Source organism: Uliginosibacterium paludis (genome assembly GCF_039631355.1).
In the GTDB taxonomy this organism is placed as follows: domain Bacteria; phylum Pseudomonadota; class Gammaproteobacteria; order Burkholderiales; family Rhodocyclaceae; genus Uliginosibacterium; species Uliginosibacterium paludis.
In genome coordinates this window covers 354,770-379,817 of the sequence record NZ_JBDIVF010000003.1, presented here as the reverse complement: position 1 = coordinate 379,817, position 25,048 = coordinate 354,770, and the positions used below count along the sequence as shown (strand labels likewise).

Sequence of the window (25,048 nt, the reverse complement as noted above, 5' to 3'; positions counted from 1 at the left end):
TCCGGGCAGAAAAACCGGCGGAACCGGCAGGCAGCCTGCCGTCAGGGCCGACATGATGCCGCATGGACTGGCTCACCCGAGGAGCCAGTCCATGCATTCATGAAAATCGGGCCGATTCAGCGCGGATGCTGGAAGACCTGACGCAGATAAGCCAAGAAGGTTTCATCCTCGCAGAGCGTCTTGCCTGGCGCGTCGGAAAGCTTGGCCACCGGCTGGCCGTTGCAGACCGTCATCTTCATGACGATGTTGAGCGGCTTGTGCGGCACGTCGTTGCTCAGATCGGTACCGATGCCGTAGCTCGTATGGATGCGGCCGCGGAAGTGGCGATAGAGCTCCAGCGCGCGCGGAATGTTGAGGCCGTCCGAGAACACCAGGCGCTTGCTCAGCGGGTCGATGCGCAGGCTGCGGTAATGGGCGATGGCTTTCTCGCCCCAGAGCACCGGGTCGCCCGAGTCGTGGCGCAGACCGTCGAAGAGCTTGGCAAAGTAGAGATCGAAGTCGCGCAGGAAGGCGTCCATGCCCACGACATCGGTCAGCGCCACACCCAGGTCGCCGCGGAACTCCTGCACCCAGCCTTCCAGCGCGGCTTTCTGGAAATCGCGCAGGCGGAACCCGAATGACTGATAGGCCTGCAGATATTCATGCGCCATCGTGCCGATCGGCGTGAGACCCAGCTTCCGGGCCAGATGAACATTGCTGGTGCCGCGAAAATGGCCGGGCAGCTCGCGCGCGAAGCTCGTGACCACCTCTTCATGCCAGGCGCCGGAGTAGCGGCGACGCAGGCCGAAATCGAAAAACACGAACGGCCAGGGGCCGTCTGCGGCCATCTCGTCCTGCACGGCCTTGACCTGGGCTATCTTGGCCGCCAGGCGCTCGCGGGCCACCTCCATTACGCCCTGCACCGGCAGGCGCCTGAAATAGAGTTCATTGACGATGTAGAGCACGAAGATCTCGAAGCCCATCACGTGCACGAGCGGCCCGCGGGCCACCACGGTCAGCGTCTCGCCTTCGACGCCCACTTCCACAAAGCGCCGCTGGAAGCGGAAGACCGAGAGGAAGTCGACGAAGTCGCTCTTGATGAAGCGCAGGCTGGAAAGGTAGTCCAGCTCCTCCTGGGCGAAATTCATCGCACACAGGCGGTCGAGCTCGGCATCGAGGGCCGGCTTCAGTTCGGCCAGCGGAAAAGCCGGCGTATTGCGGCACACGAAGCGGTACTCGGCCTGTGCACCGGGGTTGCTGTGCAGCAGGGCCTGCCACATCGTGAATTTGTAGAGGTCGTTCTCCAGCAGGCTGCGCACGACCGGCGCGTCATTTCCCGACAGCATGCGGCCTCCGTTCAGCGCGGGCCGGCCAGCAGGCTGGCGGCCGCTTGTGATGCGTCGAGCAGGCCCACGCCCTGCGCCTGCATGGCCGCAAGGAAGTCTCGCTGGGCCGCTTCGAAACCGCTGACCGGGCTCATGCAATCGGTGAGCAGCACGATCCGCCCCCGCGCCGCCGGCGCAAACGCGGCCACGATGTGCTCGGTGCTGGCTTTCACGCAATGGCTGCCGGCCTCACCGGCAATGAACACGCGCGTGGCGGCGAGAAGCTGATCGATCAGTGCCTGATTGAGCCCCGAAGCCGGGTCAGCCGGATCGGGCACTTCGGCCATCACCGCGCTGTAATGCTCCGTCCAGGGATTGCTGCCCTTGAAGATCGTGTTGACGGCTTCCAGCCTGGACGCCTCCCAGCGCTGGCACGAGGCCAGCAGCGCGGCATGGATGCCATGGCCCCAGCTGCCGATCTCGCAGTGTTGCGGCCAGATCATGTGGGTGTAGCGGCCGGCGGCTTCCAGCGCATCGAGATAGGCGAGCACCCGCTCGCGGCGCTCCGCCCTGCGCGGCAGGATGCGCCCTGCCCGCACATCGGCCGCCTGCACCGGGGTGAAGGCCGACACGGCCTCACCGCCCGCGTCCTGCCAGAAGGCGGGGTGCCCGATGTCGAAGTGGTGGTGAGAATCCAGCGTGATGCTGATGGCATCGATTGCCGCACCCGCCCGGTCGATCAGCTCCGCGAGCCGCAGCATGTCGGCGTGCGCCCCCGGCACCGGCAAGGCAGGCACGCTGCGCTGGCCGTCGATGAGCGCGCAGGCCTCCTCCGGCAGGTCGCAGAAATCGTTCTGTGGATCAATGATCAGCAAATGCTGGCCGCCCTGTGGCATGCACCTTCTCCGCAAATGCGTCCGCGGCATGCGGACCGACGGCCGACTCTACTCCGCATGCCTGCGCGGCAGCAACCGCGGGCGCGCGCCAGAGGCCGATTTCGCCAGCCTGCAGCCCGTTGTCATGCGGATGCCGATATTCCGCTCATTCGCGTTGAATGAAGAGCATGGGCGGGTGGCTTGCGCCGCAAGCCAGGCGACGCCATGCCGGCATGCACCGGCGCTCACCGTTCGACACCGGATTTTTACAAGGCCTTACCGAGCCAGGCGTGCGGATTACGCAAAGCTCGCGAATAATCAGGGTTTCCAGTTATTCCGCTCACGCTGCCCGTCGAGTCCATCACCACCATGCAGACGAACAAGAAGCGCTGGCTGCGCCCGCGCAACCTCATCATCGCCCTGATCGTCCTGATCATTCTCGGCCTGATCGCGTGGAAAGTCTTCTCGCCGCCACCCGCTCCGGCCTATGTCACCACGCCGGCGCGCGCCGGGTCGATAGAGGAATCGGTGCTGGCCACCGGCACGATCGAAGCCGCCAAGCTGGTGGGGGTAGGCTCGCAGGTCTCGGGCCAGATCAAGTCGCTCAAGGTGAAGCTGGGCGACAAGGTAAAGAAAGGCGACCTGATCGCCGAGATCGATTCGCTCACCCAGCAGAACAACCTGCGCAACGCCGAGGCGGCGCTCAACAGTTCGACGGCGCAGCTGGGCTCCAAGCAGGCTACGCTGCGCCAGGCCGAGCTTTCCTTCAAGCGCGCCAAGAGCCTGATGGAGCAGGATGCCGGCTCGCGCGAAGATTTCGAAACGGCCGAAGCCACGCTGATCAGCAGCCAGGCCGCGGTCAAGCAGCTGGAAGCCGAAATCGCCCAGGCCCGCATCACGGTCGATACCGCCAGGGTGAATCTGGGCTACACCCGCATCCTCGCACCGATCGACGGCACGGTCGTCGCGGTGATCAACGAGGAAGGCACCACGGTGAACGCCAACCAGAGCACACCGACCATCATCAAGCTCGCCCGGCTTGACCGGGTCAGCGTCAAGGCGCAGATCTCCGAAGCGGACGTGACCCGCGTCAAACCCGGCCAGAAGGTCTATTTCACCATCCTCGGCGAGCCGGACAAGCGCTACACCACCACGCTCGCATCGATCGAGCCGGCGCCGGACTCGATCAGCAGCACCACGACCTCGACCACCACGACCAGCACGACCTCCACCAGCACGGCCATCTATTACAACGGTCGCTTCGAGGTCGACAATCCGGATGACCGCCTGCGCATCTCGATGACCACCCAGGTCAACATCGTGCTGGCGGAGTCGGAAAAGGCGCTGCTGATCCCGAGCACCGCGCTGGGCCGCAAGGGCCGCGATGGCCGCTACGAAGTCCGGGTGCTGGATGAGCACGGCATGGCCGTGCCCCGTCAGGTGAAGATCGGGCTCAACAACAAGAGCAATGCCGAAGTGCTTGAGGGCCTCGGCGAGGGCGATGAAGTCGTACTCGGTCAGGCGGCCGCGGGGACGGCCGGCTCGCAGCGCAACAACCGCATGCGTCCGCCGCCCATGATGTGATCCGGGGCTTCACACATGAGCACACCTCTTCTTGAATTGCGCGAGCTGTGCCGGGACTACCCGGCCGGCGAAGGCACGCTGCGCGTCCTCGACCATGTGAATCTGACCATCGAGGCCGGCGAACTCGTCGCCATCGTGGGCGCTTCGGGTTCGGGCAAATCGACGCTGATGAACATCCTGGGCTGTCTGGACCGGCCCACCGAAGGCAGCTACCGCGTGGCGGGCCGCGAAACCGGCAGTCTCGAACCCGATGAACTGGCCGAGCTGCGCCGTGAGCACTTCGGCTTCATCTTCCAGCGCTATCACCTGCTGTCGGATCTGAACGCGCGCGGCAACGTCGAGATTCCGGCCATCTATGCCGGCCGCGACCGGCGCGAGCGCCATGCCCGGGCCGAGCAGCTGCTCGCTCGGCTGGGACTCTCGGATCGCATGCACCACAAGCCGGGTCAGCTCTCGGGCGGCCAGCAGCAGCGGGTTTCGATCGCACGGGCGCTCATGAACGGGGGCCAGGTGATCCTGGCCGACGAGCCGACCGGCGCACTCGACACCCACAGCGGCCAGGAAGTCATGGCCGTGCTCAAGGAACTGCACGCCGACGGCCACACGATCATCATCGTGACGCACGACTTGCAGGTCGCCAGCCACGCCCACCGGATCATCGAGATCAGCGACGGCGTGATCACTGCAGACCGCCGCAAGGATGATGCGCCCGCCCCTGCCGCCCGCAAGGACGAGCACCCAGCACCGGCGGCGCGCGCCTGGCAAGCCATGCGTGACCGCTTCGGCGAGGCTTTCCGCATGGCCGTCGTGGCCATGGCCTCGCATCGCATGCGCACCTTTCTCACCATGCTGGGGATCATCATCGGCATCGCTTCGGTGGTGTCGGTCGTGGCACTCGGCAAGGGCTCGCAGGAAAGCGTGCTGAAAAACATCTCGGCGATGGGCACCAACACCATCGACGTGTATCCGGGCGCAGGTTTCGGCGACATCCGCTCGGCGCGCGTGCAGACGCTGGTCTCGTCTGACGCCGACGCGCTGGCCGAGCAATCCTATGTCGACAGCGTGACGCCGGCGGTCAGCACCTCCAAGACGCTGGTTTTCGAAAACATCGCAGCCTCGGGCACGGTCAATGGCGTGGGCATGCAGTATTTCCGCGTGCGGGGCCTGGAGTTCGCCGAGGGCAGCGCCTTCGATGCTGACAGCGAAAAACGCTCGGCACAGGAAGTGGTGATCGACGAAAACACGCGCAAGGCGCTCTTTGCCGAAACACGCAACGTCGTCGGCAAGGTCATCCTGCTGGGCAGCATGCCGGCGCGGATCATCGGCGTGACCCAGAAGAAGGAAAGCGGCTTCGGCAACAACGATGCGCTCAACGTCTGGGTGCCCTACACCACGGCACAGAACCGCCTGCTCGGTCAGCGCTATCTGCGCAGCATCACCGTGCGCGTGCGCGACAACGTCTCGACCTCTGCCGCCGAGGAAGGCATCAAGAGCCTGATGCTGTTGCGGCACGGCCGCGAGGATTTCTACCTTTTCAATACCGACAGCATCCGCCAGACCATCGAGAAAACCACGCAGACCATGACGCTGCTGATCTCGGCCATCGCGGTGATCTCGCTGGTGGTGGGCGGCATCGGCGTGATGAACATCATGCTGGTGTCGGTGACGGAGCGGACGCGCGAAATCGGCGTGCGCATGGCCGTTGGCGCGCGCCAGGGCGACATCATGCAGCAGTTCCTCATCGAAGCCGTGCTGGTCTGCCTCGCAGGCGGCATCCTCGGTGTGCTGCTGGCGCGCCTGGTCGGCGTGCTGGTGGGCCTGATCAGTCCTGACTTCTCGATGATCTACTCCACCGCTTCCATCATCGCGGCCTTCGGCTGCTCGACCCTCATCGGCCTCGTCTTCGGATTCGTGCCGGCGCGCAATGCCGCCCGCCTCAATCCGGTGGATGCGCTGGCCAGGGAATGATCATGTCCATGTCATCCGCCCCCTCCTCCCGCCGTGCGCTGTGCGCGCTGCTCGCAGCAGCCCTGACGCTCTCTGGCTGCAGCAGCCTGATCCGCACGCCCTACACCGCCCCCAGACTCGAGTCACCAGCCAGCTGGCTGCATGCGGACAAGACGGGCAGCACGACGCCCGCCAGCCTGCAACGATGGTGGGAGGCCTTTGCCGATCCGGCGCTGAACGCCCATATGGAAGAGGCGCTGCGCAGCAATGCCGACCTCGCCGCCGCGGCCATCACGCTGCGCCGCGCCCGCCTGCAGGCAGGGCTCGCCGACAGCGATCTGTGGCCGACGGCCAGCGCATCGGTCGGACAGAAGCTGAGCCGTCCGATGCGCGGCGAGAAGAGCATTTCGCGCAGCTATTCCGCCAGTGCGGGGCTGTCGTGGCAGCTGGATCTCTGGGGCAAGCTTGCCAGCGCGCGCGACGCCAGCCAGTGGGAAGCCAGCGCAACCGAGGAAGACCGTAACGCGACGGCGCTCAGCCTGAGCGGAAGCGTGGCGACCTTTTACTGGCAGCTGGGTCTGCTCAACGAAGAAGTCGCGCTCTCGCGCCAGAATCTCGAGTATTCCGAGAAAACTCTCGATCTGACCCGCCGCAAGTTCGCGGCCGGCGCCGTATCGCGGCTGGATGTGCTCTCTGCCGAGCAGAGCATCGCCAGTCAGCGCTCCAGCCTCGCCAACCTGATTCAGCAACAGGAAGAAGCCCGGACGAGCTTCGCGCTGCTGTTTGGCGGCGCGCCCCAGCGGCGCTTCGACGAGCCCGCCACGCTGCCCCGCTCGAACCTGCCGGAGGTAGAGCCCGGCCTGCCCGCGTCGCTGCTCGCCGCCCGCCCCGACCTGAAGGCAGCGGAACTGCGCCTGCGCAGCACGCTCGCCAGCGGCGACGCCACGCGCGCGAGCTACTACCCCGACCTCTCGCTGACCGGCTCGCTCGGCAGCAGCAGTGATCGCCTGCGCAGCGTGCTCAACAATCCGGTGGCGGCACTGGCCACCGAGCTGAGTCTGCCCTTCCTGAATGCTCGCGAAATGCGGCTCAGCAAGCAGGTGGCCCAGGCCGACTACGATCTCGCGGTGGTGAATTTCCGCAAGACCTTCTACACCGCACTCGGCGATGTGGAGAACGCGCTCTCGGCCCGCAGGCAATATCAGGAACAGGCCGCTGAACTCGAGCGTTCGCTCGCCGCCGCAGAGGAAATCGAGCGCATCAATGACGCGCGCTACCGGGCAGGCGCCATTCCGCTGCAGACCCTGCTCGACGCGCAGCAGACCCGCCGCAGCGCACAGACCTCGCTGATCCAGACGCGCTACAACCTGCTCGCCTCGCAGGCCACGCTGAACCTCGCCCTGGGCGGAAACTTCAGCGCGCAATAGGCCGGACCACCGGGGCATTCCGCGGACAGGGCCCGAGATGCTTACAATGCGGGTCGGGGAGCGCATGCCGCGCTCCCGCAGATCCGCCGGTCCCTTGCCCCTGCTGCTGATGAAGACCTTTCCCGATCTCGTGGTGTGCGAGCACTGCGACCATGTATTCGAGCGCGTCGAACTGCAGCGCCATGAAGTGGCGCACTGCGAAGTCTGCGGCGCCGTGCTCTATCGTGCGGGGCGGCTCAATCTCGATCAGTGGCTGGCACTCACCCTGACGGCCGCCATGATCTTCCTGCTGGCCAACTGCTATCCGGTGATCCGCATCCAGCTGCAGGGCATGAGCCGCGAGGTCACGCTGTGGCAGTCCTTCGCAGCCATGGGACACAGCTCCGCTGCGCTGATCGCGATTCCATCGGCATTGACCGTGATCCTGATCCCGATGCTCCAGATCATCCTGCTCGGCTGGGTGCTGCTTTTTGCCCGGGCCGGCCAGCGAGCACCCGGTTTCGCCCATGCGATGAAGCTGCTCGACTCGCTGCGACCCTGGAGCATGCTGGAGGTCTGCCTTCTGGGGGCGCTGGTCTCCGTGATCAAGCTCAGCTCGCAGGTCGCTGTCGTCGTCGGTGTCGGCACCTGGGCGCTGGCAGCGCTGACCATCCTGCTTACGCTGATCGCCAATCGCGACATCCACTGGTTGTGGGAGCTCACCAGCGAGGGCGGAAAATGAGCCGGGCCCCGACGGCCCGCCAAGCCGGCGTCATCGCTTGCCACGGCTGCGGCCTTGTCTGCGCGCGCCCGGCCGATCATGACATGGGCAAGGTCGTGTGCCCTCGCTGCGGCAGCGTCCTGGCCGGTCTGCATGAAGGCGCGCTGGGGCGGGCCAGTGCGCTGCTGCTGGCCGCACTGATCCTGTATTTTCCCGCCAACCTGATGCCGGTGATGCGCACGACGCAGCTCGGTGACGTGGTTGACCGCACCATCATGGAAGGCGTGCTCGACTTCTGGGCGAACGGCGAAATCGGCATTGCACTCATCATATTCGTGGCCAGCATCGCGGTGCCCTGCACCAAGTTCATTGCGCTGGGCACGCTGTTCTGGAGCAGTTTCCGCAAGAGTGCCCAGGGCATGCGCGAGCGCGCCGGGCTCTACCGCATCGTCGAACTGGTCGGTTACTGGTCGATGCTCGACGTGCTGGTCGTCGCCATCGTGTGTGCGCTGGTACAGTTCCATGCGCTGAGCGCTGCCGAGCCGCGACCGGGCATCCTGTATTTCGGAGTGGTCGTGATCCTGACCATGCTCTCGGCCATGCAATTCGATCCCCGCCTGATCTGGGAGGGCAAGGAAAAAGATGAATCCGACACCTGAAGACCCCGTTCCGACCGCCCCGCCTGCCCAGGTGAAGCGGCCACGCCTGCATCTCTCGCTGGTCTGGCTGGTGCCGCTGATTGCCGCCGTGGTCGGCCTCTCGCTGCTGGTCAATGCCTGGCTCTCCGTTGGCCCCACGATCGAGATCAGCTTCGAGAGCGCGACGGGTCTGGAGGCCGGCAAGACGCCGGTGAAGTACAAGGACGTTGTCATTGGCAGCGTGAAGTCGATCGCGCTGCAACGGGATCTCTCCCGCGTAAATGTCACGGTCGAGCTGAGGAAGGATGCCGCCCGCTTCGCCCGCGAAGGCTCCCGTTTCTGGGTGGTGCGTCCGCGCATCGGTGCCGGCGGGATTTCCGGCATCGACACCGTGCTCTCGGGCGCCTACATCGGCGTGGATTCCGAAGCCCAGGGGGACGACCAGTACGAGTTCCAGGGGCTCGAAACGCCCCCCTCCGTTATCAAGGGAACGCCCGGCAAGAGCTTCGAACTGCATGCGGACGATCTGGGTTCGCTCGATATCGGATCCCCGGTCCTGTTCCGTCGCATCCAGGTCGGCCAGGTCACCGGCTACAAGCTCGACAGCGATGGTCAGGGCGTGACCCTGCAGATCTTCGTGTTCGCACCGAATGATGCCTTCGTGACCACCGACAGCCGCTTCTGGAATGCCAGCGGCGTGGATGTGTCCATCGGCGCCGAAGGCCTGCAGGTCGACTCGCAGTCGCTGGCCACCGTGGTCTCGGGCGGTATTGCTTTCGCTACGCCAGAAGACTCCGCCGAAACCGCCAAGCCTGCACCGGCTGACAGCCGCTTCAGCCTGGCGAGTTCCCAGAAGCAGGCGCTCGCTAAGCCCGATGGCGCGCCGCGCCTGCTGCGCATGCGCTTTGACCAGACCATGCGCGGGCTGACCGAAAACGCGCCGGTCGAGTTCTTCGGCATCAACATTGGCCATGTGCGCTCGGTGAGACTCGAATACGACGCGCCGCGTCACCGCTTCCCGGTCGTGGTCGACGCCGTGATCTATCCGGACCGACTGGAAGGCATCAGCGAAAAGCGCGGGCCGAATGACAAGGACGACACGCCGACCTTCCTCGTGCCGCTCGTGGCAAAGGGTCTGCGTGCCCAGGCCCGCACCGGCAACCTGCTGACCGGTCAGCTCTACATCGCGATCGACTTCATCCCGAATGCGCCGCCGGTCGCCTTCAACCCGGCCGCCCGCCCGCTGACCATGCCTACGGTGCGCAGCAGTCTCGAAGACCTGCAGCAGCAGGTGGCGAGCATCGTCACCAAGGTTGAGAAGATTCCCTTCGATGACATCGGCAGGAATGCCAACGCCAGCATCGTCGAACTCAACAAGACGCTCAAGAACGTGAACGAGGGCGTGCTGCCCGAATTCCGCACGACGCTGCAGGGCACGCAGCAGACGCTGGACAATGCCAACCGCATGCTGTCGGAGAACGGCCACCTGCAACAGGATCTTGGCCAGACGCTGGACGCCCTCCAGCGCAGTGCCTGGTCCCTGCGCCAGCTGACCGAGCTGCTCGGCCGTCATCCGGAATCGCTGCTGCGTGGCCGTGGCGCCGGCAGCGCGCAGCCGGCCCCCGCGCCGGTGATTCCGCCGATGGCCCCGCCGGCCCAACAGGAGAAAGCACGATGAACCGCCCTTTCCTTCGCTGCGGCACAGTGTGCCTGCTTGCGGCCACGCTCGGCGCCTGCGCCAGCGCTCCCGCCATCCGCTTCCATACCCTGGTGGCGCCGGCCAGCACCACCGCCCCCGCCTCGCCGGCACTGCTTGATCGACTGGATATCGCCAGCGTGATCGTGCCGGCCGGTGTCGATCGTCAGGAGCTGGTGGTCCGGCAAGGCACGGCCGGCCTCGGCCTGCTGGAAAATGATCGCTGGTCCGCACCGCTTGCCGACGAGCTGCGTCAGGCGCTGGCGAACAGTCTCGGCAGCACGCTCGGCGCGCGCAACGTCTCCGGTCTGCCTTCGCCGGTCGACGCCGATGTGTTGCAGATCCGTGTGGCCGTGCGCAGCTTCGAGCTGCAGGCCGGCGCAAAGGCCATCCTGACGGCAGACTGGACGCTGGAACGCGCTGCCCGCCGCGAGTTGCCCACCCTCACCTGCAGTACGCGTCTCTCGGCCGAGGCCGGCAATACCGCCAGTTCAATGGTGGAAGCCCAGCAGAAACTGGTTCAGACACTTGCCAGCGCGCTCGACGCGGGCGCCCGAGCCCAGGCTTCGGGCTCCGCCCGCTGCCCGGACTGAGCCACCGTCACGCCAATGAAAACGGGCCGCGTTGTGCGGCCCGTTCCGTTTCAGTCAGCGTGATTGCGGGCGATCAGAACGCCGGCACCACCGCGCCCTTGTACTTGTCGGCGATGAACTTCTTCACGGCCGGGGTCTTCAGCGCGGCGACCAGCTTCTGCACGGCCGGATTGTTTTCGTTGCCCGAGCGCACCACCAGGATGTTGGCATAGGCAGATTCGCTGCCTTCGATCGCCAGCGCATCCTTGGTCGGCACCAGACCGGCTTCAAGCGCGTAGTTGGTATTGATCGCGGCGGCATCCACCTGGCCCACGATGCGCGGCAGCGTGGCGGCTTCGAGTTCGCGCACCTTCAGCTTCTTCGGATTGCTAACGATGTCCTTCGCGGTGGCCTGCAGGTTCTTGCTGTCCTTGAGCTTGATGAGGCCGGCCTTCTCCAGCAGCAGCAGCGCGCGGCCGCCGTTGGTGGGGTCATTCGGAATCGCGACCGTCGCGCCTTCCTTCAGCTCGCTCAGGGCCTTGACCTTGCGGCTGTAGATGCCGAAAGGCTCGACGTGCACCTGCGCCACGCTGATGAGGTGCGTGCCCTTTTCCTTGTTGAAGCTGTCGAGGTAGGGCTGGTGCTGGAAGAAGTTGGCATCCAGACGCTTTTCCTCGACCTGGACGTTCGGCTGTACGTAGTCGGTGAAGACCTTCACATCCAGTTCAACGCCCTGCTTGGCGAGTTCGGGCTTGATGAACTCGAGGATCTCGGCGTGCGGTACCGGCGTTGCAGCCACACTCAGATGCTCGGCTGCGTGTGCTCCGACAGACAGGACCGCCACCAGGCTGGCCAGCAAGGGCGTAATGATCTTTTTCATGCTGTTTCCTTATAAGTTATTCACGAACCGGCAGTCTGAGTGCCATGTAGTGCATGATCCTTGCACTTCAAATGCGCGACAAGCGTGAAACCGGCATTTCCTAATTCCCTTTGGTTCTACTGCCAGACAAAGGAATCATTTCCGGCTGAAATGATGAACGAGACGATCGCCCGCCATCTGCAGAAGCTGCACCAGTACGAGCAACAGGATGACCGTGACGGCCATCACATCGCTGCGGAAGCGCTGGTAGCCGAAGCGCACGGCGAGGTCACCCAGACCGCCTCCGCCGATCACGCCCGACATCGCGGTATAGGCCACCAGCGTGATGGCTGTGACCGTCAGCGCGGCGATGACGCCCGGCAGGGCTTCGGGCAGCAGCGCCCAGAGCACGATCTGACGCGTGCTGGCGCCGCTGGCCAGCATGGCTTCCACGATGCCGCGGTCCACTTCGCGCAGCGCCGTCTCGACCAGACGGGCAAAGAAGGGAATCGTCGCGACCACCAGCGGCGGTATCGCCCCGGCCACCCCGAGCGAAGTGCCGGTCAGCTGTACCGTCACCGGAATCATCAGGATCAGCAGGATGATGAAAGGCAGCGAACGCAGCACGTTCACCATGAACGAAAGCCCGCCGTACACAACGGGCTGCGACAGCAACTGGCGCGGGCCGGTCAGGAACAGCAGCACGCCCAGCGGCAGGCCGGCCAGCGCGGTGAAGAAGAGCGAGGCACCCAGCATGAGCAGGGTGTCGAGCGAGGCCTGAGCGATTTCGGCCCAGTCAATGGCCAGGATGATCTGCAGCAGGCTGTCCATCAGAGTGCTCCCTTGGTGGCCGGGCTGGTTTCACGCAGCACGTCGACATGAACGCCGCGCGCTTCCAGCGCGGCAATGGCGCCCCTCACGGCAGCCGCTTCCGCCGTCAGCGCCAGCGTGAGCTGGCCACAAGGCGTGTGCTTGATGCGCTCGACACGGCCGGACAGGATGCAGAAATCCACCCCGTATTCGCGTGCCACCGTAGCCAGCATGGGTTCGTACACCCGTTCGCCGACATAGCTCAGCCGCACGATGCAACCTGGCACGCTCGCGAGCATCTGGTCCTCGTCGTTCTCGTCGAGGTTCTCCGCTTCGAGCACGAAGCGCCGCGTGGTGGGGTGCTGCGGATGCAGGAAGACCTGCGTAACCGGCCCCTGCTCCACGATCACGCCGCCATCGAGTACGGCCACGTGATCGCAGATCGCGCGCACGACATCCATCTCATGGGTGATAAGCACGATGGTGAGCCCGAGCTTCTCGTTGATCTGCAGCAGCAGATCCAGCACCGAGCGGGTGGTTTGCGGATCCAGCGCGCTGGTGGCTTCGTCACACAGCAGCAGCTTCGGTGAATTGGCGAGCGCCCGCGCAATGCCCACCCGCTGCTTCTGGCCACCGGAGAGTTGCGATGGATATTTGTCGCCCTGATCGGCCAGACCGACCAGTTCGAGCAGCTCTGCGACACGTGCGGCCATCGCCGCACCGTCCTTCATGCCGGCAATCCGCAGAGGCATTGCAACGTTTTGTGCCACGGTGCGCGACCCCAGCAGGTTGAAGTGCTGGAAGATCATGCCGACATGCTGGCGCATCTGGCGCAGGGCTTCGCCATCGAGCGCGGTCACATCTTCACCATCGAGCTCGATGCGGCCGCTGCTCACGCCTTCGAGCCGGTTGAGCAGGCGGATCAGCGTGGACTTGCCGGCACCGGAGTGACCGACGATGCCGAAGATCTCGCCCCGGGCGATGTCCAGATTGACGTCGCGCAGCGCGTGAATCTCGCGGCCCGCCGCATTGAATACCTTGCCTACGTTCTGCAGACGGATCATCGGAGGCTCCGGGGCAAGGGCTTTCCGTCAGCGGAAAGCGCCCGTACCGCAGCACCGGCTGCGGACGTAAGGATCTGTGGGGACATGAAAAGGTCCGGAAGGCGCGGACGGAGAGGCTGTCAGAACGCCACATGGCGCCGCGCGACCTCTGCGGAAGCCGCCTGGCTGGCGGTCTTCCTGCCCGCCCGGGCAGAAAAAGAGAGCGCGAATTATAAGCCAGCCCTTCCGCCCGGGCCAGCCGCATGCCGCGCTGTGCTCTCGCGTTTCCAGGCAACCGACCTCACACGATCATTAAGATTCATTTAATTTGAATCTTTATAAAGATTCATTTATTATGAATCTTATTGTCACGCCTCTCCGCTGGAAGGAACGCTCATGAAATCGTCACGCAGACTCTGGAAATGGCTCGCCGCCATCTTCTTTCTCTCTTTTGCCGTACTGGGCTGGATGGGTCACGAGATCTACCTCTCGGCGCCACCGATCCCCGAGCGTGTCCAGACGCCCGATGGCACGGTGATCTTTGGTGAGGGACAAGTCCTGCACGGGCAGGAAGCCTGGCTTTCCGCGGGCGGGCAGCAGCTCGGTTCGGTCTGGGGCCACGGCAGTTATGTCGCGCCGGACTGGTCCGCGGACTGGTTGCATCGCGAGGCTGTCGGTCTGCGCGAACAGCTGGCTCAGGTACGCCACCAGGCGCCTTTCGATCAGCTCACGCCCGAGCAGCAGTCGGTGATCGCCGCACGCGTGCAGGAAGAGCTGCGCCACAACAGCTATGACGCCGCAACGAAAACGATCACCATCAGCCCTGAGCGCGCCGCCGTCGTTCAGGCGCTGGTCCGCCACTACACCGGGCTTTTCGGGAATGACGCGAGTCAGGAAAGCCTGCGCGAACAGTATGCGATGGTGCGCGCAACACTCCGCGACGAAGGCGATCTGCAGGCACTGCCGGCTTTCTTCTTCTGGTCCGCCTGGGCTGCCGCCACCAACCGGCCCGGCGAGACGCATCTCTCCTACACCAGCAACTGGCCACATGAGCCGCTGGTCAATAACGTGCCGACCGCGGGCAACGGTATCTGGTCGATTGCCAGCATCGTGCTGCTGATTGCCGGCGTGGCCTTCATGGTGGCCTGGCACTCCGCCCAGGGCGAGGAAGCAGACCCGGTGCCGCCTGCACACGATCCGCTCTTCGAACTCAAGCCGACGCCCTCGATGCGCGCGACCATCAAGTATTTCTACGTGGTGATCGGTCTGCTCCTGCTCCAGGTAGCCATGGGCGCGATCTCGGCGCACTACGCAGTGGAGGGTCAGAGCTTCTTCGGCATTCCGCTGGCAGAAGTCCTGCCCTTCACGGTCAGCCGCACCATTCATACCCAGCTCGGCGTGCTGTGGATTGCCACCGCCTGGCTCGCAACCGGTCTCTACATTGCACCGGCGCTCTCCGGTCATGAACCGCGCTTCCAGAAGCTGGGCGTGAATGTGCTCTTCTATGCGCTGCTGCTGATCGTGGTGGGCTCGATTGCCTTCGGCTGGGTCGGCACCCTTCAGCGCCTGGGCACGAACTTCTCGTTCTGGCTGGGTAATCAGGGGCTCGAATACACCAGCATGGGCCGCATCTGGCAGTACGGGCTCTTCGCCGGCCTGATGATCTGGCTGGGTCTGATGGCGCGCGGTCTGTGGCCCGCACTCAAGCGCCCGTCGGAGTCACGCGGCCTGATCGCCATGGTCTTCCTGTCGGCCACCTGTATCGGCGGCTTCTATGCGAGCTCGCTGATGTGGGGCCAGCACAGTCATTACTCGATGATCGAATACTGGCGCTGGTGGCTGGTCCATCTGTGGGTTGAAGGCTTTTTCGAAGTGTTTGCCACTGCGGTAATCGCACTGATCTTCACCCGCCTGGGACTCATCCGCACGGCAGCGGCCAACGCGGCCATCGTGCTCGAAACGATCGTGTTCCTGTTCGGCGGCATTCTCGGCACGCTGCATCACCTCTACTTCACCGGCACGCCGACTTCGGTCATCGCCGTCGGAGCGATCTTCTCGGCGCTTGAAGTGGTGCCGCTAGCGCTCATCGGCTTCGAGGGCTACCGCAACTACAAGCGCAGCCAGGCCGCCCCCTGGGTCGCCAACTATCGCTGGATCATCCTGTTCTTCGTGGCCGTGGGGTTCTGGAACACGCTGGGTGCCGGGGTGCTCGGTTTCTCGATCAATCCGCCGATCTCGCTCTACTACGTGCAGGGTCTCAACATGACGCCGGCACACGGCCACGCTGCACTCTTCGGTGTGTATGGCATGCTCGGCATCGGTCTGATGCTCTTCTGCCTGCGCGGCCTGATGCCCCGTGAAGCCTGGAGCGACAAGCTGCTGCGCGCCGCCTTCTGGCTGCTCAATGGCGGTCTGGCGATGATGGTCTTCATCTCGCTCGTGCCCGCCGGAATCTACCAGGCCTGGGCCAGCGTGAGCCAGGGCTTGTGGTATGCCCGCTCACCGGAGATCATTCACTCCAAGCTGATGACCGCCCTGGTGTGGCTGCGCGTGCCGGGAGACCTGGTCTTCGCGGCAGGCGTGATTGCCCTCGGCGCATTCGCACTGCGACTGCTCGCCCACAAGCGCGGGCAGACCGCTCCGGCCGCACAAGCCAGCGCGCTGCGCGGCTGAGCACGCCGCCGCCCTGCCCTGGCAAACGGCCCGCGCTCGCCGCGGGCCTTTTGATGGAGACAAAGCCCTGGACTACCTCGCCGTCAAACACCTGCACATGAGCTGTGCGGCCGTGAGCATCGCGCTCTTCGCGCTGCGGGGCAGCCTGCAGCTCGCCGGCATCGACTGGCGGCGCTGGAAGCTGCTACGCATTGCGCCGCACCTCGTCGACACGATCCTGCTCGCTGCCGCGATCTGGCTGGCGCTCCTCCTGCAGCAATACCCCTTTTCGGCGAACTGGATCACCGCCAAGGTGCTCGCACTGGTCGCCTATGTGCTGCTGGGCAGGCAGGCACTGAGGCCCGGCCTGCCACGCAGCCGGGCCGCCGCGTTCTTCGCGGCCGCCCTGCTGGCGGTTGCCTACATCGTGGCTGTCGCCATCACGCATTCGGCCAGTCTGGGCTACGCATGAAACTCAACACCTTTACCGACTACGCGCTGCGCGTGCTGATGTATGTGGCACTCCATCCGGAACGGCTCGCCACCATCCAGGGCATCGCGGATGCCTATGGCATCTCGGCCAGTCACCTGACCAAGGTTGTCCACCATCTGGCCCAGACCGGCGCGCTCGAATCGGTGCGCGGCAAGGGCGGCGGCATCCGCCTGGGCCGGCCTGCGTCCGAGATCCGTCTGGGAGACGTGATCCGGCAGGCCGAGGGCAAGACCCCCATCGTGGAATGTTTCGGACCGGATGACGCCTGCCGCATCACGCCGCGCTGCAAGCTCGCAGGCGTGCTCAAACAGGCTTTCAATGCGATGTATGCCGTGCTGGACGGCTACACGCTTGCCGATCTCATCGAGCAACCCGCGCCACTGCGCTCGCTCTTTGAAATCAAGGCACTCTGAACACCAGCCCGGCAAACCGGTTTCAGGCGCCCACGGGTTTTCCGGCAGACCTGACCGGCTTGATGCCACCTGCATTGCCGCAGGCTCGAGCAAATCACTTCCGTCCGGGGCGGGCGCGGCGTTAGCATGAAGGCTTGTGCCCGCTTCCCGGGCTCACACCCATCGAGGAGTCCTGCATGAAGATCCCGACCTTCCGACATCTGCTCCCGCTCGGCGCACTGCTGGCCGCAGCCTTCTGCCCACCGGCCCAGGCCGGCAAGACCCTGGACGCCATCAAGCAGCGCGGCAATATCCAGTGCGGCGTCAGCACCGGGGTCGCCGGCTTTTCGCTGCCCGACAGTCAGGGCAAGTGGAGCGGCTTCGATGTGGACCTCTGCCGCGCCATCGCTGCCGCCGTGCTGGGAGACGCGAACAAGGTGAGCTTCGTGCCGCTCAACTCGCAGCAGCGCTTCTCTGCCATCCAGGCGGGGGAAGTCGACATCCTTGCGCGCAACACGACCTGGACCCTCAATCGCGATGCGTCGCTGGGCCTCTCATTCACCGGCGTGACCTATTACGACGGACAGGGCTTCCTGGTGCCGAAGAAACTCAAGCTCACCAGCGCGAAGCAGTTGAAGAACGCGGAGATCTGCGTGCAGTCCGGCACCACCAACGAGAAAAATCTCGCCGACTACTTCCGCAGCGTGGGCGTGAAAGTGAAGCCGGTCGTGTTCGAAGGATTTGAAGCCTCGTTCAAGGCTTTCTTCTCGGGCCGCTGCCAAGCCTATACCACTGACATATCCGGGCTGGCCGGTGTCCGCAACAAGGAAGCGAAGAATCCGGACGACTACATGATCCTGCCGGAAGTGATCTCCAAGGAGCCGCTCGGCCCGGCGGTTCGCCGCGGTGACGACGAATGGTTCGCCATCGTGCGCTGGGTCGGCTTCGCACTGATCGAAGCCGAAGAACAGGGCATCACCCAGGCCAACGTCGATGGCATCCGCGCCGAGAGCAAGGATCCCGCCATCGGGCGCCTGCTCGGCACGACGGAAGACACCGGCAAGCTGCTCGGGCTCGACAGGGAATGGGCCTACCGCTCGATCAAGGCTGTCGGCAACTACGGGGAAGTCTTCGCCCGCAACGTCGGGCCGGACTCCGTGCTGAAGCTGCCGCGCGGGCTCAACAATCTGTGGAACAAGGGCGGCATCCTGTTTGCCCCGCCGGTTCGCTGAGCCTCATCCCACCGGGCCGCTGAGGCGGCCCTTTTCATGATCCCTGATGCCTTTTCGCAAGCAACTCCTCCGTCTGCTGCCCCAGGCCGTGCTGCTCCTGGCCGTGCTCGCGCTGCTGCTCTGGTTCGGCCACAACGTGCTCGAAAACCTGCGAGGGCGAGGCATTCGCGCGGGCTTCGATTTTCTCTCCGACCCCGCCGGATTCGAAATCGGCGAAAGCCTGTTCGCCTATGATTCGGGCCAGCCGCTCTGGCGAGCCTTCCTGACCGGCACCGCCAACACGCTGCGCGTCGCACTGCCGGCCATCGTGCTCTCCACCATCCTGGGCAGCCTGATTGGACTGGGGCGCCTGGCCAGCCACGCGGTGCCGCGCGCCGTCTGCACCACCCTGGTCGAAACCCTGCGCAACATCCCGTTGCTGCTGCAACTGCTGATGTGTTACTTCGCACTCACCAGCCTGCTGCCCGAGGCCTCTGCCGCCATCTCGCCCATGCCCGGCACCCTGCTCACCAAAGGCGGCCTCTTTCTGCCCGGCTGGGGCTGCGAGGAAGGGGCCTGCGGCTGGTCCTTTCCGGAAGCCGAAGGTTTCGGCGTATCGGGCGGCTGGTCGCTGAGTCCGGAGTTCCTGGCCGTCCTGATCGCACTCACTTTCTACAGCGCGGTGTTCATTGCCGAAATCGTGCGCGGCGGCATCCAGTCGGTGTCACGCGGGCAGATCGACGCAGCGCGGGCCATCGGCCTGCGCCCCTTTCAGGTCCTGCGTCATGTCGTCGCCCCGCTTGCCCTGCGGGCAATCGTGCCTCCGCTGGGCAACCAGTATCTCAACCTGATCAAGAACTCCTCGCTGGCGGTCGCGGTGGGTTATCCGGAACTGGTGTCGGTGGCCAACACCTCGCTGAATCAGACCGGCCGGGCCTTCGAATGCATCGTGATCGTGATGGCGGTCTATCTTGCGCTCTCCTTGCTCACCGCACTGCTGGTGAATCTCTACAACCGTCTGGTCGCCTTGCGGGGTACGGCATGATCCGGATGCCTCGAAAACGTACGCTGCTCTGGTCGCTGCTGGTGGCCCTGCTGCTCTGGCCGGTGATCAATTGGGGCCTGCTGCATGCGGTCTGGACGCCGGATCTCGAAGCCTGCCGCGCCGCACGCGGCCTCGGCGCATGCTGGGGTGTGATCGCCGAGAAGCACCGCGTGCTCTTCTTCGGGCGCTATCCCTATGCGGAGCAATGGCGCCCCCTGCTGGCCACCGCGATCATCGTCGGTCTGCTGGCGGCCGCTTGCCGCCCCCGTTTCCGGAACCCGGGTTTTGCCGGCGTCGCCGGGCTGGGGCTGCTGCTCGCCGTGCTGCTGATGGCAGGCGGATTCGCCGGCCTGAGTGCGGTGCCTACCAAGCTCTGGGGTGGGCTGCCGCTGACACTGCTGGTGTCGCTGGGCGGCACGCTGCTGGCTTTTCCGCTGGCGGTGCTGCTGGCGCTCGCGCGCCGCTCGAGCCTGCCGATGCTGCGCCTCTCGGCCACGCTCTATATCGAACTTGTACGCGGCGTACCACTCATCAGCCTGCTGTTCATGGCGGCCTTCCTGTTCCCCTTGATGCTGCCGCCGGACTGGCGGCCGGACATCCTGCCGCGCGTGATTCTGACCATCGCCGGCTTTGCCGCAGCCTATCTCGCGGAAGTGATCCGGGGCGGCCTGCAAGCCGTGCCGCCAGGGCAATATGTCGCGGCACTGGCAATAGGACTGACGCGCTGGCAGGCGATGCGCCATGTGGTGCTGCCGCAGGCGCTGCGCCACGCGCTGCCGGCCCTGGTCAACAGCTTCATCGGGATTTTCAAGGACAGCTCGCTGATCTCGATCGTGAGCCTGCATGAGCTCACCGGCGCCCTGTCGATCGCACTGGGTGGCGACGCGGACTGGCGCAGCTTCTACCTCGAAGCCTATCTTTTCATCGCGCTGATTTACTGGTGCTTCTGTTTTGCGCTGTCACGCGCCAGCCGTCAGCTGGAACAGCCCCGCCCCGCATCAGGCTGAGCGCGCACCGTCCCGGAAGGCGACCAGTTCACCGGTCGGCAAAGGCTGCCAGCATTCGTTGGTCAGCGGTTTGGTCGCGATGATGCTCATCCTGTCGTCCGGATGATTGACGCGGGAGAAGTCGATATCCATCGGGCAATCAAGCAGCCGGGCGCAGCCGAAGGGATGGCGGCGCTGCAGGAAATGCAGCTCGGTGCTGCGATGGACGAAAAGCACTTCGCCATTGGAGAGCATGAAGTTGAAAGTGCCGCAAAGCGCAATGCGCCGCGTGGCCTCGGCCAGCACCACCTGAGCGTCGGCGAGCGAAGGCTCGACTTCGCCGAAGGCACTCTGCAGCGCATCCATCAGCAGGCAGAAAGCCCATTCGCTGTCGGTCTGGCCGCGCGGAACATGGAAATGCACCGCGGCGAGCCCGGCCTTGTCGAGGTTGCCGTTGTGGGCGAAGGACCACTCCCGCCCCCAGAGCTCGCGCACGAAGGGATGGCAGTTGAGCTGGCTGATGTCACCCTGCGTGGCCTTGCGGATGTGGGCAATCACATTGCGCGAGTGGATCGCGTTGCGCGCTGCCAGATCGGCCAGTGGCGAACGTGCCGAGGGCTGTGGATCCACCGTCAGGCGGCAGCGCCGCTCCTCATACATTGCGAGCCCCCAGCCATCGGCATGCTCGTCCGTATCACCGCCCCGGCGGATGAAACCCGCCAGAGAGAAACTGAGGCGGGCGGGCTTGAACGAGTTCATTCCAAGTAGCTGGCACATGATGCTTCAACGCAGGGAGGTTCTGTCACGTTGACGTCATGTTGCACACCGGACTTGATCTGCACCATAGCCAGGTTCGCATAAGCAAATCACGAGGCGACGTATGGAGAATATCGGCCCGCCTTCGGCGCTTACTCAGAAAAAGAATAAGCAACGCGTTTTTTCTTGGTTCTTTATCTAAAACACTGCACATAGACTCTGGGCCATCGCTTATCCCCACAGCATCATGGCCTCCCGACAGAACACGAACAATGCCGTCCTCCCCGGCTTCCGGCTGACCCTGGGCTACACCCTGGTCTATCTTTCGCTGATCGTCCTGATCCCGCTTTCAGCCGTCTTCATCAAGACCGCCGGCGGCGGCTGGGACCATTTCATCGCCTCGGTCAGTTCGCCGCGCGTGCTGGCGTCCTTCCGGCTTTCCTTCGGCGCGTCCCTGGTCGCGGCCGCCATCAACACGGTTTTCGGACTGCTGCTGGCCTGGTCACTCGTGCGCTACCGATTTCCCGGCCGCAAGCTGGTCGATTCGCTGATCGATCTGCCTTTTGCGCTGCCGACCGCCGTGGCTGGTATCGCGCTGACCGCCATCTACGCGCCCAAGGGCTGGGTCGGCAGCCTGGCCGCGGAGCACGGCATCCGCATCGCCTTCACGCCCTGGGGCGTGCTGATCGCGCTGATTTTCATCGGTCTGCCCTTTGTCGTACGCACGGTGCAGCCGGTACTGGAAGACCTCGAGGTCGAGCTCGAGGAAGCGGCCGCGAGTCTCGGAGCAAAGCGCTGGCAGACTTTCCGTCATGTGCTCTTCCCGGCGCTGCTGCCCGCGCTGCTGACCGGCTTCGCGCTGGCCTTCGCGCGCGCCGTCGGCGAATACGGATCGGTGATCTTCATTGCCGGCAACATTCCGCTGGTGTCCGAAATCGCGCCGCTGATGATCATCACCAAGCTGGAGCAGTTCGACTACTCGGGCGCGACGGGCATTGCCACGGTCATGCTGGCCGCCTCCTTCGTGCTGCTCTTTGTCATCAACAGCCTGCAGGCCTGGTCGGCCCGCCGCATCGGAAGGAAAGCCTGATGTCTGCCACCCTTGCTCATCCGGCCCTCGCCGCCGTCTCGAGCCGTCGCCATTACGAAGACAACACCGCCACGCGCGAAAGCGCTGCGGTGAAGTGGCTCATCGTGAGCATTTCACTGCTGTTCTTCGCGGCGTTCCTGCTGCTGCCGCTGGTCACGGTTTTCGTGGAAGCACTGCGCCGCGGCTGGGACGTCTATCTCGCCGCCATCATCGAGCCCGATGCCCTCTCGGCGGTAAAGCTCACCCTGCTCGCGGCGGTGATTGCGGTGCCGCTCAATCTGGTTTTCGGCGTCTCCGCTGCCTGGGCCATCGCGCGCTTCGAGTTCCGCGGCAAGCAGTTCCTGATCACCCTGATCGACCTGCCCTTCTCCGTCTCGCCGGTCGTGGCCGGTCTGATCTACATCCTGCTTTTCGGCAGCCAGGGCTGGCTTGGACCCTGGCTGGCCGAACATGACCTGAAGATCGTGTTCGCGGTGCCCGGCATCGTGCTCGCCACCGTGTTCGTCACGTTTCCGTTTGTGGCTCGCGAGCTCATTCCGCTGATGCAGGCGCAAGGCAAGGATGAGGAAGAAGCCGCCATCGTGCTGGGCGCCAGCGGCTGGCAGACCTTCTGGCATGTGACGCTGCCGAACATCCGCTGGGGCCTGCTCTATGGCGTGGTGCTCAGCAATGCCCGGGCGATGGGTGAATTCGGCGCAGTGAGCGTGGTCTCCGGCCACATCCGCGGCCTCACCAACACCCTGCCCCTGCAGATCGAGATTCTCTACAACGAGTACCAGTTTGCGGCCGCCTTTGCGGTGGCGTCCCTGCTGGCCCTGCTGGCCCTCGTCACCCTCGTGCTGAAAAGCTTCATCGACTGGCGCGCCGCCCTTGCCGCCAATGACCAAAACAAGGAATCCGTGCAATGAGCATCCAGGTCAGGAACATCCAGAAACGCTTCGGCAGTTTCACCGCACTCGATCAGGTTTCTCTCGACTTCCCGAGCGGCGAACTGGTCGCCCTGCTCGGCCCGTCCGGCTGCGGCAAGACCACCCTGCTGCGGATCATCGCTGGCCTTGAGACAGCCGACGGCGGCAATGTGATTCTGGACGGACAGGACGCATCAGCCACCCATGTGCGGGATCGCAATGTGGGCTTCGTGTTCCAGCATTACGCACTCTTCCGCCACATGAGCGTCTTCGACAACGTGGCCTTCGGACTGCGGGTGAAGCCTCGCGACCAGCGCCCGTCCGAAGAGTTCATCCGCCGCAAGGTCACCGATCTGTTGAAGCTGGTCCAGCTCGAATGGCTGGCCGACCGTTTTCCTTCCCAGCTCTCCGGCGGCCAGCGTCAGCGGATCGCACTGGCCCGGGCCCTTGCTGTCGAGCCGCGGGTGCTGCTGTTGGATGAGCCCTTCGGCGCGCTCGACGCGAAGGTGCGCAAGGAGCTGCGCCGCTGGCTGCGCAGGCTGCATGACGAGCTGCACATCACCAGCATCTTCGTGACCCATGACCAGGAGGAAGCACTGGAAGTGGCCGACCGCATCGTGTTGATGAACCAGGGCAAGGTCGAGCAGATCGGCACGCCGGAAGAAGTCTGGCGCGAACCCCAGACTCCTTTCGTGTATGGCTTTCTGGGGGCGGTCAATCTCTTCCACGGCCGTGCTGGCGAGCAGGCGCTGGAAGTCGACCGGCAGGCTTTCTCGCAAACGACACATGGCATCGATGCCGGAGCGCAGGTGATCGCCTTTGCGCGACCGCACGAACTGGAAATCGATACAGACCTGAGTGTGGAAGGCGGGCTGCGCGCCCGCGTGTCACGCATCCAGGCGCTGGGACTCACCGCGCGCGTGGAACTCGAACGTCATGACGCCGAGCAGCGTCTGCAGCATCATGAAGTGGAGTTGTCGCTGGAGCGCCTGATCGAGCTCCAGCTGCAGGCCGGCCGCGAAGTCCGCCTGCTGCCTTCCCGGCTGCGCGTGTTTCCGGACCCGTCGCCACGACTTGCGGCCAGCGCAGGAGCGCACTGAACATGAACTTCCAGCAATTGCGGATCGTCCGCGAAACCGTACGGCAGAACTTCAACCTTACCGAGGTGGCAAACGCCCTCTTCACCTCTCAACCGGGTGTCTCGAAACACATCAAGGATCTTGAAGACGAGCTCGGCGTAGAGCTTTTCATCCGCCGCGGCAAGCGTCTGCTGGGGCTCACCGAGCCAGGCAAGGAACTGGTGGTGATCGTCGAACGCATGCTGCTGGACGCCCGCAACATCAAGAAGCTCGCCGATCAATTCACCCAGTGCGACCAGGGCCAGCTCACGGTCGTGACCACCCACACCCAGGCGCGCTACGCACTGCCCGGCGTGGTGAAAGCCTTCAAGCAGGAGTATCCGAAGGTGCATCTCGCCCTGCATCAGGGCAGCCCGCAGGAAATCGTCCAGCAGCTGATCTCGGGAGAAGCCGATATCGGCATCGCGACCGAAGCGGTTGACGCGGAAGCGGAGCTGGTCACCTTTCCATATTACGACTGGCACCATGCGATCGTCGTGCCGGTCGGCCATCCCCTGCTCGAAGCCGCCGAGATCACGCTGGCCCAGCTCGCCGAACATCCGCTGATCACCTATCACAGCGGTTTTACCGGACGCAGCAAGATCGACAGATCCTTCGCCGAAGCGGGCCTGGCGCCGGATATCGTGATGTCCGCGCTCGATGCGGATGTCATCAAGTCGTATGTGGAGCTGGGACTCGGCGTCGGCATCATCGCGCCCGGTGCCTTCAATCCGCTCAAGGATCACGACCTGCGGCTGATCGACGCCTCCCATCTCTTTGCCCGCAACACGACGCGGATCGCGGTCAGGCGCGGTCACTACCTGCGCGGTTTCACGCTGCGCTTCATGGAATTGTGCTCGCCGGAACTGACCGAACCGAACGTCAGGGCGGCCGTCGCGCCACATCGCGAAAACGGCTTCTGAACGGATCACGACTGCTGTC

23 protein-coding genes are annotated in these 25,048 nt (G+C 64.6%); 17 read left to right on the top strand and 6 right to left on the bottom strand.

What is annotated here, in order from left to right:
* Positions 1-116: 116 nt before the first annotated feature.
* Positions 117-1,325: a nicotinate phosphoribosyltransferase gene (gene pncB / locus ABDB87_RS10565; RefSeq protein WP_345926735.1), complete on the bottom strand. Its 1,209-nt coding sequence runs from the start codon at positions 1,323-1,325 to the stop codon at positions 117-119.
* Positions 1,326-1,336: 11 nt separating this feature from the next.
* Positions 1,337-2,200, bottom strand: a complete 864-nt coding sequence (locus ABDB87_RS10560; RefSeq protein ID WP_345926733.1) for a cysteine hydrolase family protein — start codon at positions 2,198-2,200, stop codon at positions 1,337-1,339.
* 348 nt (positions 2,201-2,548) lie between these two features.
* On the opposite strand from ABDB87_RS10560, the gene ABDB87_RS10555 reads away from it, so the two are divergent.
* The 7 genes from ABDB87_RS10555 (at position 2,549) to ABDB87_RS10525 (ending at position 10,764) form a co-directional block, all read left to right on the top strand.
* A complete protein-coding gene (locus tag ABDB87_RS10555) occupies positions 2,549-3,763 on the top strand; it encodes an efflux RND transporter periplasmic adaptor subunit (RefSeq protein WP_345926731.1) in 1,215 nt (404 codons plus the stop codon).
* 15 nt (positions 3,764-3,778) lie between these two features.
* Positions 3,779-5,731 (top strand): MacB family efflux pump subunit, encoded by a 1,953-nt coding sequence (locus ABDB87_RS10550; protein ID WP_345926729.1) that lies wholly within the window; start codon positions 3,779-3,781, stop codon positions 5,729-5,731.
* Positions 5,732-5,733: 2 nt separating this feature from the next.
* On the top strand, positions 5,734-7,137 hold the full coding sequence (locus ABDB87_RS10545; protein WP_345926727.1) for an efflux transporter outer membrane subunit: 1,404 nt from the start codon (positions 5,734-5,736) through the stop codon (positions 7,135-7,137).
* Between the two features lie 64 nt (positions 7,138-7,201).
* A complete protein-coding gene (locus tag ABDB87_RS10540) occupies positions 7,202-7,858 on the top strand; it encodes a paraquat-inducible protein A (RefSeq protein WP_345926725.1) in 657 nt (218 codons plus the stop codon).
* Positions 7,855-8,496: a paraquat-inducible protein A gene (locus ABDB87_RS10535; protein ID WP_345926723.1), complete on the top strand. Its 642-nt coding sequence runs from the start codon at positions 7,855-7,857 to the stop codon at positions 8,494-8,496. Before ABDB87_RS10540 ends, ABDB87_RS10535 begins: the two co-directional genes overlap by 4 nt.
* Positions 8,480-10,153, top strand: a complete 1,674-nt coding sequence (locus ABDB87_RS10530) for a PqiB family protein (RefSeq protein ID WP_345926722.1) — start codon at positions 8,480-8,482, stop codon at positions 10,151-10,153. The genes ABDB87_RS10535 and ABDB87_RS10530 overlap by 17 nt, the downstream gene beginning before the upstream one ends.
* Positions 10,150-10,764 (top strand): PqiC family protein, encoded by a 615-nt coding sequence (locus tag ABDB87_RS10525; protein WP_345926720.1) that lies wholly within the window; start codon positions 10,150-10,152, stop codon positions 10,762-10,764. Before ABDB87_RS10530 ends, ABDB87_RS10525 begins: the two co-directional genes overlap by 4 nt.
* A 73-nt stretch (positions 10,765-10,837) precedes the next feature.
* Here the strand turns inward: ABDB87_RS10525 and ABDB87_RS10520 are convergent, their stop codons facing one another.
* The 3 genes from ABDB87_RS10520 to ABDB87_RS10510 all read right to left on the bottom strand — a co-directional run bounded on the left by ABDB87_RS10520 (position 10,838) and on the right by ABDB87_RS10510 (position 13,476).
* Positions 10,838-11,623, bottom strand: coding sequence for a MetQ/NlpA family ABC transporter substrate-binding protein (locus ABDB87_RS10520; protein ID WP_345926718.1), 786 nt, complete (start codon positions 11,621-11,623; stop codon positions 10,838-10,840).
* Between the two features lie 135 nt (positions 11,624-11,758).
* Positions 11,759-12,433 carry a methionine ABC transporter permease gene (locus ABDB87_RS10515; RefSeq protein ID WP_345926716.1) on the bottom strand — a complete coding sequence of 225 codons (675 nt, stop codon included), beginning with the start codon at positions 12,431-12,433 and terminating at the stop codon, positions 11,759-11,761.
* Positions 12,433-13,476, bottom strand: coding sequence for a methionine ABC transporter ATP-binding protein (locus ABDB87_RS10510; protein ID WP_345926714.1), 1,044 nt, complete (start codon positions 13,474-13,476; stop codon positions 12,433-12,435). Before ABDB87_RS10510 ends, ABDB87_RS10515 begins: the two co-directional genes overlap by 1 nt.
* 375 nt (positions 13,477-13,851) lie before the next feature.
* Here ABDB87_RS10510 and ABDB87_RS10505 point away from each other — a divergent pair, with 375 nt between their 5' ends.
* From ABDB87_RS10505 to ABDB87_RS10480, 6 genes are all read left to right on the top strand, one after another.
* Positions 13,852-16,128: a nitric-oxide reductase large subunit gene (locus ABDB87_RS10505; RefSeq protein WP_345926712.1), complete on the top strand. Its 2,277-nt coding sequence runs from the start codon at positions 13,852-13,854 to the stop codon at positions 16,126-16,128.
* Positions 16,040-16,579 carry a SirB2 family protein gene (locus tag ABDB87_RS10500; RefSeq protein WP_385917861.1) on the top strand — a complete coding sequence of 180 codons (540 nt, stop codon included), beginning with the start codon at positions 16,040-16,042 and terminating at the stop codon, positions 16,577-16,579. Before ABDB87_RS10505 ends, ABDB87_RS10500 begins: the two co-directional genes overlap by 89 nt.
* Positions 16,576-17,013: an RrF2 family transcriptional regulator gene (locus ABDB87_RS10495; protein ID WP_345926710.1), complete on the top strand. Its 438-nt coding sequence runs from the start codon at positions 16,576-16,578 to the stop codon at positions 17,011-17,013. The genes ABDB87_RS10500 and ABDB87_RS10495 overlap by 4 nt, the downstream gene beginning before the upstream one ends.
* A 176-nt stretch (positions 17,014-17,189) precedes the next feature.
* The gene (locus ABDB87_RS10490; protein ID WP_345926708.1) at positions 17,190-18,224 is read left to right on the top strand and encodes an amino acid ABC transporter substrate-binding protein; all 1,035 of its coding nucleotides are present in this window, start codon (positions 17,190-17,192) and stop codon (positions 18,222-18,224) included.
* Positions 18,225-18,270: 46 nt separating this feature from the next.
* Positions 18,271-19,248: an amino acid ABC transporter permease gene (locus tag ABDB87_RS10485; RefSeq protein WP_345926706.1), complete on the top strand. Its 978-nt coding sequence runs from the start codon at positions 18,271-18,273 to the stop codon at positions 19,246-19,248.
* A gap of 5 nt (positions 19,249-19,253) precedes the next feature.
* Positions 19,254-20,255, top strand: coding sequence for an amino acid ABC transporter permease (locus ABDB87_RS10480; protein WP_345926704.1), 1,002 nt, complete (start codon positions 19,254-19,256; stop codon positions 20,253-20,255).
* On the opposite strand, the gene ABDB87_RS10475 is transcribed toward ABDB87_RS10480, so the two are convergent.
* Positions 20,247-21,011 carry a class II glutamine amidotransferase gene (locus tag ABDB87_RS10475; protein WP_345926702.1) on the bottom strand — a complete coding sequence of 255 codons (765 nt, stop codon included), beginning with the start codon at positions 21,009-21,011 and terminating at the stop codon, positions 20,247-20,249. The two genes, ABDB87_RS10480 and ABDB87_RS10475, sit on opposite strands and share 9 nt — an antisense overlap.
* A gap of 226 nt (positions 21,012-21,237) precedes the next feature.
* Here ABDB87_RS10475 and cysT point away from each other — a divergent pair, with 226 nt between their 5' ends.
* The 4 genes from cysT to ABDB87_RS10455 are packed head-to-tail and all read left to right on the top strand — an operon-like array spanning position 21,238 to position 25,029.
* Entirely contained in the window at positions 21,238-22,080 is an 843-nt protein-coding gene (gene cysT / locus ABDB87_RS10470; protein ID WP_345926700.1) for a sulfate ABC transporter permease subunit CysT, read from the top strand.
* Complete coding sequence (cysW, locus tag ABDB87_RS10465) at positions 22,080-22,988, top strand: sulfate ABC transporter permease subunit CysW (RefSeq protein ID WP_385917868.1); 909 nt, start codon at positions 22,080-22,082, stop codon at positions 22,986-22,988. The genes cysT and cysW overlap by 1 nt, the downstream gene beginning before the upstream one ends.
* A complete protein-coding gene (locus ABDB87_RS10460) occupies positions 22,985-24,088 on the top strand; it encodes a sulfate/molybdate ABC transporter ATP-binding protein (protein ID WP_345926698.1) in 1,104 nt (367 codons plus the stop codon). Before cysW ends, ABDB87_RS10460 begins: the two co-directional genes overlap by 4 nt.
* Positions 24,089-24,090: 2 nt before the next feature.
* A complete protein-coding gene (locus ABDB87_RS10455) occupies positions 24,091-25,029 on the top strand; it encodes a CysB family HTH-type transcriptional regulator (RefSeq protein ID WP_345926696.1) in 939 nt (312 codons plus the stop codon).
* The last annotated feature ends 19 nt before the right edge of the window (positions 25,030-25,048 follow it).

Coding starts and splice junctions, on each gene's coding strand:
- pncB (WP_345926735.1), bottom strand. CDS start 1,325: ATGCTGTCGGGAAATGACGCGCCGGTCGTGCGCAGCCTGCTGGAGAAC.
- ABDB87_RS10560 (WP_345926733.1), bottom strand. CDS start 2,200: ATGCCACAGGGCGGCCAGCATTTGCTGATCATTGATCCACAGAACGAT.
- ABDB87_RS10555 (WP_345926731.1), top strand. CDS start 2,549: ATGCAGACGAACAAGAAGCGCTGGCTGCGCCCGCGCAACCTCATCATC.
- ABDB87_RS10550 (WP_345926729.1), top strand. CDS start 3,779: ATGAGCACACCTCTTCTTGAATTGCGCGAGCTGTGCCGGGACTACCCG.
- ABDB87_RS10545 (WP_345926727.1), top strand. CDS start 5,734: ATGTCCATGTCATCCGCCCCCTCCTCCCGCCGTGCGCTGTGCGCGCTG.
- ABDB87_RS10540 (WP_345926725.1), top strand. CDS start 7,202: ATGCCGCGCTCCCGCAGATCCGCCGGTCCCTTGCCCCTGCTGCTGATG.
- ABDB87_RS10535 (WP_345926723.1), top strand. CDS start 7,855: ATGAGCCGGGCCCCGACGGCCCGCCAAGCCGGCGTCATCGCTTGCCAC.
- ABDB87_RS10530 (WP_345926722.1), top strand. CDS start 8,480: ATGAATCCGACACCTGAAGACCCCGTTCCGACCGCCCCGCCTGCCCAG.
- ABDB87_RS10525 (WP_345926720.1), top strand. CDS start 10,150: ATGAACCGCCCTTTCCTTCGCTGCGGCACAGTGTGCCTGCTTGCGGCC.
- ABDB87_RS10520 (WP_345926718.1), bottom strand. CDS start 11,623: ATGAAAAAGATCATTACGCCCTTGCTGGCCAGCCTGGTGGCGGTCCTG.
- ABDB87_RS10515 (WP_345926716.1), bottom strand. CDS start 12,433: ATGGACAGCCTGCTGCAGATCATCCTGGCCATTGACTGGGCCGAAATC.
- ABDB87_RS10510 (WP_345926714.1), bottom strand. CDS start 13,476: ATGATCCGTCTGCAGAACGTAGGCAAGGTATTCAATGCGGCGGGCCGC.
- ABDB87_RS10505 (WP_345926712.1), top strand. CDS start 13,852: ATGAAATCGTCACGCAGACTCTGGAAATGGCTCGCCGCCATCTTCTTT.
- ABDB87_RS10495 (WP_345926710.1), top strand. CDS start 16,576: ATGAAACTCAACACCTTTACCGACTACGCGCTGCGCGTGCTGATGTAT.
- ABDB87_RS10490 (WP_345926708.1), top strand. CDS start 17,190: ATGAAGATCCCGACCTTCCGACATCTGCTCCCGCTCGGCGCACTGCTG.
- ABDB87_RS10485 (WP_345926706.1), top strand. CDS start 18,271: ATGCCTTTTCGCAAGCAACTCCTCCGTCTGCTGCCCCAGGCCGTGCTG.
- ABDB87_RS10480 (WP_345926704.1), top strand. CDS start 19,254: ATGCCTCGAAAACGTACGCTGCTCTGGTCGCTGCTGGTGGCCCTGCTG.
- ABDB87_RS10475 (WP_345926702.1), bottom strand. CDS start 21,011: ATGTGCCAGCTACTTGGAATGAACTCGTTCAAGCCCGCCCGCCTCAGT.
- cysT (WP_345926700.1), top strand. CDS start 21,238: ATGGCCTCCCGACAGAACACGAACAATGCCGTCCTCCCCGGCTTCCGG.
- cysW (WP_385917868.1), top strand. CDS start 22,080: ATGTCTGCCACCCTTGCTCATCCGGCCCTCGCCGCCGTCTCGAGCCGT.
- ABDB87_RS10460 (WP_345926698.1), top strand. CDS start 22,985: ATGAGCATCCAGGTCAGGAACATCCAGAAACGCTTCGGCAGTTTCACC.
- ABDB87_RS10455 (WP_345926696.1), top strand. CDS start 24,091: ATGAACTTCCAGCAATTGCGGATCGTCCGCGAAACCGTACGGCAGAAC.